The organism is Haladaptatus cibarius D43, assembly GCF_000710615.1.
Classification (GTDB): domain Archaea; phylum Halobacteriota; class Halobacteria; order Halobacteriales; family Haladaptataceae; genus Haladaptatus; species Haladaptatus cibarius.
This window is the reverse complement of sequence record NZ_JDTH01000013.1, coordinates 63530-73757: the sequence shown is the minus strand read 5'-3', so window position 1 is coordinate 73757 and position 10228 is coordinate 63530. Positions and strand designations below refer to the sequence as shown.

Sequence of the window (10228 nt, the reverse complement as noted above, 5' to 3'; positions counted from 1 at the left end):
CAAGAGCAAATCGCGTGTCGGTGCGCCCACCACGCAGACGATGCACGACAAAGGGCTGACCACGACCATCGACTGGAAAAACCAGGACGCATACGGTCGGTCGCTGTCGTCTGAGAAACGCAGTCAGATGCATCGTCTGCGAAAGTGGCAAGAACGCATCCGGACGAAAGACGCTGGCGAGCGCAATCTTCAGTTCGCACTCTCCGAAATCGACCGAATGGCCTCTGCACTCGGTGTGCCGCGGTCGGTACGGGAAGTCGCCTCAGTAATTTATCGGCGAGCACTCGCCGAAGACTTGATTCGCGGCCGCTCCATCGAAGGCGTCGCAACGAGTACGCTGTACGCCGCCTGTCGGCAGGAAGGAATCCCCCGCAGTCTCGAAGAAGTCGCGGAAGTGTCCCGGGTAGACCAGAAAGAAATTGGACGAACGTACCGCTACATCTCGCAAGAACTCGGACTGGAGATGAAGCCAGTTGACCCGAAACAGTACGTTCCTCGGTTCTGTTCCGACCTCGGTGTCAGTGAGGAAGTCCAGTCGAAAGCAAACGAAATCATCGATACGACGGCAGAACAAGGACTGCTGTCCGGGAAATCCCCAACGGGGTATGCGGCCGCCGCAATTTACGCCGCATCACTGCTCTGCAACGAGAAAAAGACCCAACGTGAAGTCGCCGACGTCGCACAGGTGACCGAAGTCACCATCCGAAATCGGTATCAAGAGCAGATAGAGGCGCTCGGAATCCACTAAGGATTTAATTACTTCACACATCCACCCCATTTTTTACCGGAGTGCAGTGATTTCGACTACTTGCGAGACTGGTTGGACGTGCTGAACTGCAAACCGTGTGAACATCTGGCATTCTCCCTTCGCTCCCAAACGTGGCTGTTGGGGTGTTCACATCGGTACAGAATAGTTCCTGCTCGGACGGGACGATTTGTCTCGTCTTTCAGATGCTGGTTCAAAACGACACTAAAAACGCACTATCGAGTGAGGTCGAACAGTAGAATTTTCGGTGGGTGGGGAGTACCCTCCGAATCAGCGAACGGACAGCCGGAAAGAGAACTTTCGTGGGAGGGGTGGTGACACAACGTAGGATGCCAGCCTACTGCCATCGCCTCCGGCGACGCCGGGCAAGTTCGCCAGTGTAACTGCACGCATGACGCCCATGGGGGCGTATAAACAACGACGACAGTATCGTACTTTATTATACACCAGATAAACTATACATTCTCGAAAGTCCGTATTCAGTACCCGATATTTTGGATGTCGTAGTAGTTATCAATACTGATACCCATCACTAGTCTTAAGACTTCGGGCGACTTTTTCGAGGTTATGATTGACATTATTGAACTCGTCGAAGGAAATCTAGAGTCGATGCTCAACTCGGGAGAAATAGAATGCCCGTCCGACGATTGTAGCAATCGCCGGTTTTACGTCAACATCTGGCGGAGCGAAGAGGGAAGCATCATCGGTGATGCCTCGTGTCGTGACTGTGACCTTCAAATCGAACTTGACCTGTCGGATGAACCCGTCGATACGGCCGAATCGACGCTTGAAGACTTGCAGAACGAACTCCACCGTCACTCACCGCCAGCGCCCAAGCGGAAAGGGTTGGAAGCCGCCGAGTAACGACTCCAACGAGTTCAATCCAGTTGGGAGGCCACCTGTTTTCTTCGCCAGATATTTACCAGACCGGTCAAAAGCAAGTAACGAACGAAACAGTACAGCCCGGACACATTATTATAATCACAAATATTGGCGGTCAAAGCACGATTATCTGTGACCAGATGATTGTTGTTAGATAATATTTGTAACGGAGGACATAAATATTGTCCTGAGTAGGAAGGTTTATATCCGCTGTCAGTGAATATCACACCATACTACCATGTCAGAGGCACAAACAGTTACCGACGCGACGACGGCGCGCGACCTCACCGCGTTCCAGCAGAACGTTCTGATAGTTCTCGCCGAGGAGTCCCGCTACGGACTCGCCATCAAGCGCGAGCTTGAGGACTTCTACGACGAGGAAGTGAACCACGGTCGTCTGTACCCCAACCTCGACACGCTCATCGAGCGTGGGTTGGTCGAAAAGAGCGAACTCGACAAACGCACCAACGAGTACGCCATCACCGAGGAGGGAATCGCGGTGCTTCTCGACTCGTTCGAATGGCGGTTCAAGAAGTTCATCACGAACGACGAGCGTGCAGAGCAGGTCAGCGACCTTCTCGACGCACAGCAGTAACGACAGTTTTTGACGGTCTTCGACCGTCTTCACGCAGTGTACGAAGAGACAAGCTGCCAGATTTGAGCCTACTCTAGCTGCTTGAGAAGTTCTTGAACGTCCTTTCCATCCAGTCCGTCGAGAGCGTCGAGTCCGGCTTGCACGACCAACGGATAGAAATGCCGGTTTTTTTCCAGTTCGTCTCCGAACGCTCGTTCGTAGGCGAGATTGAGTTCCTTATACCGGAAGTTTAGCTCCGAGCGCTGCGTTTCGGGGAGGTACATGTACGTTCCGACGCGCGCGTCTTTCACGCTCCCCTGTCCGGGCGACTCGTCCAGTGAATCCTTTTCAATCAGTTCGGCTTCTGGCGATGCTTCGTCGGAAGTCGATGGCCTGTCCTGTTCGTCCGAAACATCGTCAGGGTCTGTGGTATCGTCAGGGTCGGCGGTGTCGGCAGTGTCATCAGATTGGTCACGTTCCGTCTGCTGGTCACGCTGTGCACGACGGCGGCGGCGGAGGCGGTCGGCACGGCTATCGTCGCTCATGCCGTCACCTCCACGAGGCCGAGTTGTCGTTCCAGTTCTTCAGCGATGGCGAGGAACTGGGCCGTCATGTCACAATCCTCTTCGAGTTCGAAAATCGAACATCCCGCAGAGAATGCTCGCTGAAGCGTGACGCGCTTTCGAATTTCCCACACCGGGACGTCCGAAAAGGCCTCGTCGAACCACGCGAGCATCGTTTTCGCTTCGTTCGTCGTCTCAACACGGTTGGCGACGACTCCGAGGTCACGAACCTGCGTGTCGTACTCGGCTTCGAGCACTTCCATTTGGTCGAACAGAATTTCGAGTGCGCGCTTGCTCGTCGATTCGGCCAACGCCGGAATGAGGACGTTTTCAGCGGCCAACAGAGCGTTGTCAGTAAGATTGCCGAGATACGGCGGACAGTCGATAAGAATGACATCGTAGTCGGCATCAAGAGCGTCGAACACCTGTCCCAGTCGCTCGCGTCCGCGCATGGCCATCGTCAGTTCGGGTTCGATGCTAGTCATGTCGATGTTGCTCGGGAGAACGTCCATCTCCGGGTGAGAGACAATGAGCGAATCCACGTCCTCTCTCGCTTCGTGGTCAGTCAGCACATCGAACAGGGTCGGTGGTTGTGCTTCGTACTCCTCTTCCAACCCCAACCCTTCGGTGGCATTCCCCTGGGGGTCGAGGTCGACAAAGAGTACGTCGTGGTCGCAAGTGTTCAACGCTCCAGCCACGTTGATTGCGACCGTCGTCTTTCCGACACCACCTTTCTGATTCGAGATGGCGATTTTGGGCGTGTCAGACATACAATTCGGCAAAACCGTCCAAACCACATAAAACCGCGTCAGACATCCGGTGAAATTCGAATTATGGACGCTTAGAGCGTTTTACTGGCTCTTTTCAAGATACTGGTGAAATAGTTTGTACAGCAAAAACAATTTGTATAGAAGTTGTTTGGACAGAAAAACTAGTTTTGCTAGCAAAACTCGATTTGATGGGGATGTTTTCCGAGGAAGGCGAGTCGGAAATACAGGCATCAGACCGTTTTACAGACGCGTGTGTACCAGGACGAGGATGGAAAGGCAAGCGTCGGTGGCGAGTATCAAAACGTCGAGTGCGAGCAGCATCGGTACGCTGAACCCAAAAATAGCACCCCAAACAAGAGGGTAGCACCGACGAGGAAAAGAACGACACCGGCCCAGCGGTGTTTGTTCGGCTAGCTATCCCACAGGGGTTCGAATCGGAACTGGTAAACAGAATGGTAGATGTCGTGGCATCGGATGTTCAGTACCGCGCAGTAGCTGTAGGCGTTGACAACGTACCACAGAAAAGGGGAATTTCTCGAAGTAATCGAATATTATAACTAAAATATACACACATATTTTGTGCAAAAATCATTGCCGATTATTATCTTTTTAATATAGGAAAAATTAAAATCCTATGAATCGTAATTTGTATAGTGTTTTCGTGTGCCAATACCACTCAAGGAAATACTATAGGGCTTCAGTCGTTAGTTGTCGTCGCGATGAAAAAACAAGAGCTTATCCACCTGCACGGACTGCTTTCGGAAGTACGCGATCGATTCGAGGCACGAACTGACTCCTCTCTTAGCTTTTCAAACTACGACGAACAAACCACACGACCGACTTCTATTCATCACTCGAAAAACGACCACCGAGCCGCAGTACTTACTCTAGCTAACGGTCTCACCACCAATATGGTGGAGACGGAAACAGAGACCGTTGCTCCCCACGCCGACTGAATCTACAATCGAAGTATCACGTAAAACAACGACGACAAGCGGTAGCTATGGGAGAATTATTCAGAAGATGATAATATCGTCAGATATCGAACTCTACTTATGACGGTTGACGCCGATGCCGGTGACGACGAGCTCTGTGAGCGGCCAAGCTGCGACCGACACGCCTCTGCCCCACTTTCACTTTGTAGTAGCGACTGTGCGGACGAAGTCCGGTGGGAACGTCAGTGCACTCCGAATTTCGTCCGTGACGAAGTCATAAACCCGACCAGCGCACAGAAATCACCTGAGTGAGCACAGTAGCGCCGTTACAGTTTTGTGCTAGCATCAGCTTCTGTATAGCGTTATATAGTATATTTTTCGTAGAAGTCGCCGCAGTCATGCGATTTTTCGCGCAGTCAACCGTGAAACAGATACTTCCGCCTACAGCGGTAATGAGAAGTAGTTTGTCGCAGGTCGGCGCCCGCTACGGAGCACAAATCCTACCCACAGGTCGTGCAGGCCTGTCGGGTCGAGAAATACGGTAGAGAGGAAGTCACCTCACAGTATCATCGAGATAACAGCCAATATGAGGAAAACGACGATGAGCAGGCGTGCAATGCTCATCGTCAGTCCAGCGATACCGCGTGCACCGACGATATACGCGAGAATTGCGAGTACGAAAAACGTAACTGCAAGTTCAAGGATTGCCATGGTCACCACCACTCCTGTCCAAACGGTTCCCCATCATCCTGTACCATCACGAACCACGTGGTGTCCAAGGGCATCTCGTTTGCAGAACGACGCGAGTGCACTTTGTTATCATAGCAATAAAACGCGGAGGTTCGGAGAAGAGTTCGCCATCAACTGCCAACAAGCTGTGAGCAACTAGCAGTCATAGAAGAGCGTATAGAAAGCTGTAGTAGCCGTTTGTGCGGTTTGAAACAGTGTGGAACCATCTGAAAGAGATTTCTGGGTTTAATATGCCACCCGCTAAATCATGGTACGTGGGAGGCGCATAGATGAACACGCCGAACAATACAGACCCGCCAGAAAGTTCTGCCAGCACCAAAGCTACGAATGATACTGAAGGATTCCAAACGCCGAAGGAGTTCGACGCGTCACTCGAAGACTTATTGATTCGCGGTCACGACGCTGGAATCGAGTTCGACTGGTCGTGGACGTTCCGCACCACGGATGCCAACCGGCCGAATTTGATGGTAGAAATCACCGAACTCGCCTCGACTGTCGAATCCGCCACATCGAAAAAGTGAGACGGCACCGATTGCGCGAAAAATACGGATATAAGCTATGACCGAGCCAATTCACGTTCTGTTCGTTGCTCCCCCCGCCGACGGGCAAGCGATGGCCATGGTTCGAGAGCGTGTGAACATTACCGTCGAAACTGTGCCGAACGCCGTAGATGCGCACGATCGACTTCATGCAGCCGATTGTGTCGTCTGCACGACGGCGATACCAGATGCGGACGTGCTTCCGTTTCTCGAAGAGATTCGAAACTCACAGCCATTACTTCCGCGTCTCCTCTTTTCAGATACAGCGAACAGCGTTTTTGAGGACGTTCTTGACCACGACCTCGCGGATTGGATTCCAAAAGCGGGCGGCGGGAGAGCACTGGCGAATGAAATCGAGCGGACTGCCAGATGGATTCGTCACGAACGACAGCTTACAGCGATCCGCAATTCGAGCGAGACACTAGCGACTGCGGAAACCGAAGACGAAGTGGCCGAAACCGCAGTCGCCGTCGCATCGTCGAAATTGAGTTACGCCGCCGCAATCGTCGCACGATACGACGGCGAAGCGGGCGCGCTTCGGCCAGTCGCATGGAAAGGCGTCGAGAACCCCGATGCCGACCTGTTCGATGCCGACAGCGGACTCGGGTGGAACGCCTTTTTGGAGAACGAAATCCAGCTGAAAGATGAAAGCGAAGGGGCAGGGTTCACGCAGTGGCTCGCCATTCCACTCGGAAGACACGGCGTTCTCGCAGTGCGCAGGGAATCGCAGTCCGACTCCGAGCCAAAGGAAACAACAGTAATAGAGACAGTTGCTTCCAACGTCAAATCGGCATTCACCCGTCTCGATAGGGAGTGGGAGCTGTCGGCACAGGAGGCGAGACTCGCAAATTCGAAAGCCACACTCGAACAGACAGAGCGACGAGAATCGGTCGTTCGAGACGTGCTTCACACGCTCGTGAGTTCGGATACACGAAGCGAAATCGAGCAGGCAGTCTGTAAGCGGTTGACAAACGCCGATCCGTATCGGTTCGCGTGGGTCGGCGAGTACGACACGACGACTGACGAACTGAGCGCTCAAACGTGGATCGGCGACGAACAGGCGTTTCTGAACGAACTATCGGAAACAAACCACGAGGACACAGCCGAAACCACGGCGCGGCGGGCAGTTCGAACCAGAGAACCTGCAAGAGATAATGATTTACTCGGGGAGCCACCATACGAGTCGTGGCGACAGGAAGCACTCAAACGAGGCTATCGAGCGGCGGTGAGCGTTCCGATCATCTACCGGGAGAGTATCTACGGTGTACTGACGGTCTACTCGGGCGAACCGAACACCTTCGGCGAAATGGAACAAGACCTCCTCGAAGATGTCGGTACGGCAATCGCGTATGGCATAAATGCCGTCGAGAGCAAGAAAGCACTCGTTAGCGATAGCGCCGTCGAACTGGAATTTCGGGTGCGTGACCCACAGTTCACGGTTATCAAATTCGTCCAGATGGTTGACTGTCGGTTCGAGTTCGAGAGTGTCATCCGCGAAACTGATGACACGCTTCGGCTCTTTTTCACGACTGAGGGAACCACGCCCGAAGCAGTACTTTCGTTTTCCGACCAGTCGCTCGTGGTTAACGATATTAGACATATCACCGGGAACGACGAACGGAACCTCTTCGAATGTACCATCTCCGGCTCGAACGTCATCTCACTACTACTCGACCACGGCGCGATTCCAAAGGCCGCGACTGCGGAAGGCCGAGAAGCGAGACTCACCGTCGAGCTACCGCAAACTGCAGACGTGCGCCGATTCGTCGAAACGTTCCAAAGTCGGTACGGGAATACGGAACTCGTTGCGCGCCGAAAGCGGAATCGACCGGTACAAACGGAACAGGATTTCCGGGCGCAGTTACGACACCGGCTCACAGACCGACAATCCGAGGCGCTGGAAACTGCGTACTGGAGTGGTTTTTTCGAATGGCCACGCGAGAGCAACGGACAGGAAATCGCCGAATCGATCGGCGTGTCACAACCAACGTTCAATCGGCATCTTCGGGCGGCTGAGCGAAACCTACTCACGACGCTGTTCGAAGACGAGCAAAAGTGACAATCAACGGACGTAGCTTGCAGGCTAATTTATACATATTGAGGAGCCGTCGAAAACCGGCTACCAATCTAGCTACAAGACCCATCAGTCGGCCGTTAATTATATACTATGTAGATGAGCGGAGAACCCAACAATGCCACTAATCAGCCACACCCAGGCACCCTGACAGCACCAACGGTAGGTGATGGTGACGATGCAAGCATCGACAGACAAAACGAAACAATCGAGCGACAGCTGTACGATATTGTCGCAGAAGTATCTCTCTCCGGGTCAGACCTCCTTCTTTCTTCTACAATTAAAGCCACATCCGACGTGACGATACGAACGGAACACCTGACGGGGACAACGCCAGAACACCTATTCATCTCGGTCTGCGGCGAAGAGTTCGACACTTTCGAACAAGCACTTCAACAAGACCACACAGTTGCCGACCCGGTACTCGTGGAGATGTACGACGACCGGCGCGTCTATCGACTCGAACCAGTCTCCAGCGTGGAACTCATCGCGCCGCGATGTTCGGAACTCGACGCGCGAATTCTAGACGTAGAGAGCAGCGATGACGGTTGGACAGTACGGATGCAGATTCCGACCCGCGAAGCTCTCGTCTCGTTCCGAGAGTACTGTCTCGAAAACGATGTCACCTTCCGAGTGAACCAACTCGGGAACGCGACCGACCGCGAGGAAACCGACGTCGTCGGACTCACCGAGAAACAGAAACAACTGCTTCGCATGGCGTTCGAATGTGGCTACTACGAAATTCCCCGGCGAATCTCACAGAACGAACTGGCTCGGGAACTCGACATCTCTACCTCCGCGATTTCACAGCGACTCCGACGAGATACCGAGCAACTCATCGGTAGCACGTTAGCTGTCGAGAAGAATCAGTAGCAACGTCGGAACTTAAAGCGTACACGCTCGAAGCCGTAAGTTTTGGGGGGGATATTGCATAGGAACGCCTGTTATGTCAGGGGATGTCAAACACCCGGTGGGCCGATGAACAAATTAGGACACTGGGGAATAATACTGTTCATATTCGGATTCGTCGTCTTCGGCCTCGTCGCCCGCGAAAGAATGCGAGGCGCAAAAATCATCACGGTAACCGGGTTGTTCATCGGAGTGTTACCCGATATAGACCTTCGAATCGCTCAAATCGCACATCGAGGTGTCACGCATACGATGTCGGCGGCGCTTATCGCGGGTATCGCACTCGCAGTCGTCGCATTCAGTTTCGAACCGCTCTCGCTCACCGGAAAAGCTGAAGAGACGTTTTACGGATTTATTACTGGATTCGTCGCCGTTGGCTGTCATCTCGTTGGAGATGTGATTACACCGATGGGAATCAAACCGCTGTATCCGATACTCGGCCAGTCGTACACGTTAGACATCGTCTCCGCACACAATCAATCCGCGAACCTCCTCCTGCTCGTCGTTGGGATACTAACGTTTCAAATGACGGTTCGCCATGCACGAATGTCCGACCCAGTTCCGACACACTCCACCGGGTTCCATCGTGCCGATTTCGGGCTTGACGCGGAAACCGAAGCGGACATCGACGCTTGAGCACAGGTTTCACCGCCCTCCCCCAATTCTCCCCTACTCCACAATATCCGCCATCTCGGCACCTTTCTCCGACTGTCGAATATGTATTGAATCACCGTCGAGATGCAGTGCTACGCATGTAGCTGGAAAGACTTTGTCGCCAAAAGCACGACAGAAAGACGGAAGCAACTATGGCATCCAGCACGACGGCAGACGGGAGCGTCGTCCGAACTGCCGAACGCGGTCAGATGACGATGGCGGTAGTCACAGCAGTTGCTGATGCGAAAGGTGTCTCTCCGAAAGAACTCGACGCAAAACTCCACGACGTAGTTGACCCTGACGGACTGGAGGCCATCTTTGGAACCGGTGATACTAGCTCACCATCGGCAGCCCGCCTCGTGCTCAGTATGGCCGACTGTGAGGTCGTGGTTTACGATAACGAGCAAGTCATCGTGACGCCTCCCGTCGAATCGACCGAGGACGAAGACGGAAGTGCGCCGACGGGAAGCGAATTCCGACACGACTGAGAGCCGTCTTTTTCTATATTTCCCGTGTCATTTTCTTCCTTTTTCGGGATACTCCGCCTACCCCTGATTATGAAGAGTAAATTATATATCTTGTAAGATAGGTATGGTACATACGAACATGGCAATGGACGGGAACGGCGAGGTGGGGTACCGCAGTTCCGGCGGGACGAAGACAACGCCGGAAGCCTGCTCAAACTGCGGAAAGTGTATCGAAATAGACGAGTGGCACCCCGTCATCGCGGACGATGATGGGGGCGCGTTTCATATTCGAGCGTTTTGTGGGAAAACGTGTCGTGATGCGTGGGAGCAGTGAAGGCGGAGAGG

13 protein-coding genes are annotated in these 10228 nt (G+C 53.3%); 10 read left to right on the top strand and 3 right to left on the bottom strand.

Annotated elements, in window-relative coordinates; all coding sequences use genetic code 11:
• From HL45_RS19805 to HL45_RS19795, 3 genes are all read left to right on the top strand, one after another.
• A partial coding sequence (locus tag HL45_RS19805) for a transcription initiation factor IIB (RefSeq protein ID WP_049972948.1) occupies positions 1–748 on the top strand: 748 nt, incomplete at its 5' end.
• A gap of 585 nt (positions 749–1333) precedes the next feature.
• The gene (locus tag HL45_RS19800; protein ID WP_049972935.1) at positions 1334–1630 is read left to right on the top strand and encodes a hypothetical protein; all 297 of its coding nucleotides are present in this window, start codon (positions 1334–1336) and stop codon (positions 1628–1630) included.
• 256 nt (positions 1631–1886) lie between these two features.
• On the top strand, positions 1887–2243 hold the full coding sequence (locus HL45_RS19795) for a PadR family transcriptional regulator (RefSeq protein WP_049972934.1): 357 nt from the start codon (positions 1887–1889) through the stop codon (positions 2241–2243).
• A gap of 68 nt (positions 2244–2311) precedes the next feature.
• Here the strand turns inward: HL45_RS19795 and HL45_RS19790 are convergent, their stop codons facing one another.
• Together HL45_RS19790 and HL45_RS19785 are read right to left on the bottom strand one after the other, a co-directional pair.
• Positions 2312–2767 carry a hypothetical protein gene (locus HL45_RS19790; RefSeq protein ID WP_049972933.1) on the bottom strand — a complete coding sequence of 152 codons (456 nt, stop codon included), beginning with the start codon at positions 2765–2767 and terminating at the stop codon, positions 2312–2314.
• A complete protein-coding gene (locus tag HL45_RS19785) occupies positions 2764–3555 on the bottom strand; it encodes a ParA family protein (protein WP_049972932.1) in 792 nt (263 codons plus the stop codon). Before HL45_RS19785 ends, HL45_RS19790 begins: the two co-directional genes overlap by 4 nt.
• Positions 3556–4274: 719 nt before the next feature.
• Between HL45_RS19785 and HL45_RS20200 the strand changes: the two genes are divergently transcribed.
• Positions 4275–4511: a UPF0058 family protein gene (locus HL45_RS20200; RefSeq protein WP_084157206.1), complete on the top strand. Its 237-nt coding sequence runs from the start codon at positions 4275–4277 to the stop codon at positions 4509–4511.
• Positions 4512–5048: 537 nt separating this feature from the next.
• Here HL45_RS20200 and HL45_RS20195 read toward each other — a convergent pair.
• On the bottom strand, positions 5049–5201 hold the full coding sequence (locus tag HL45_RS20195) for a DUF1328 domain-containing protein (RefSeq protein ID WP_084157204.1): 153 nt from the start codon (positions 5199–5201) through the stop codon (positions 5049–5051).
• A 308-nt stretch (positions 5202–5509) separates the two neighbouring features.
• Here HL45_RS20195 and HL45_RS19780 point away from each other — a divergent pair, with 308 nt between their 5' ends.
• The 6 genes from HL45_RS19780 to HL45_RS19755 all read left to right on the top strand — a co-directional run bounded on the left by HL45_RS19780 (position 5510) and on the right by HL45_RS19755 (position 10217).
• Positions 5510–5761, top strand: coding sequence for a hypothetical protein (locus tag HL45_RS19780; RefSeq protein ID WP_049972931.1), 252 nt, complete (start codon positions 5510–5512; stop codon positions 5759–5761).
• Positions 5762–5798: 37 nt separating this feature from the next.
• Positions 5799–7838: a bacterio-opsin activator domain-containing protein gene (locus HL45_RS19775; RefSeq protein ID WP_233274876.1), complete on the top strand. Its 2040-nt coding sequence runs from the start codon at positions 5799–5801 to the stop codon at positions 7836–7838.
• Positions 7839–7952: 114 nt separating this feature from the next.
• Positions 7953–8726, top strand: coding sequence for a helix-turn-helix domain-containing protein (locus HL45_RS19770; RefSeq protein WP_084157202.1), 774 nt, complete (start codon positions 7953–7955; stop codon positions 8724–8726).
• Positions 8727–8831: 105 nt separating this feature from the next.
• A complete protein-coding gene (locus HL45_RS19765; protein WP_049972930.1) occupies positions 8832–9398 on the top strand; it encodes a metal-dependent hydrolase in 567 nt (188 codons plus the stop codon).
• Positions 9399–9568: 170 nt separating this feature from the next.
• Complete coding sequence (locus HL45_RS19760) at positions 9569–9904, top strand: HalOD1 output domain-containing protein (protein ID WP_049972929.1); 336 nt, start codon at positions 9569–9571, stop codon at positions 9902–9904.
• Between the two features lie 118 nt (positions 9905–10022).
• Positions 10023–10217, top strand: a complete 195-nt coding sequence (locus tag HL45_RS19755; RefSeq protein WP_233274875.1) for a DUF7576 family protein — start codon at positions 10023–10025, stop codon at positions 10215–10217.
• Positions 10218–10228: the final 11 nt, after the last annotated feature.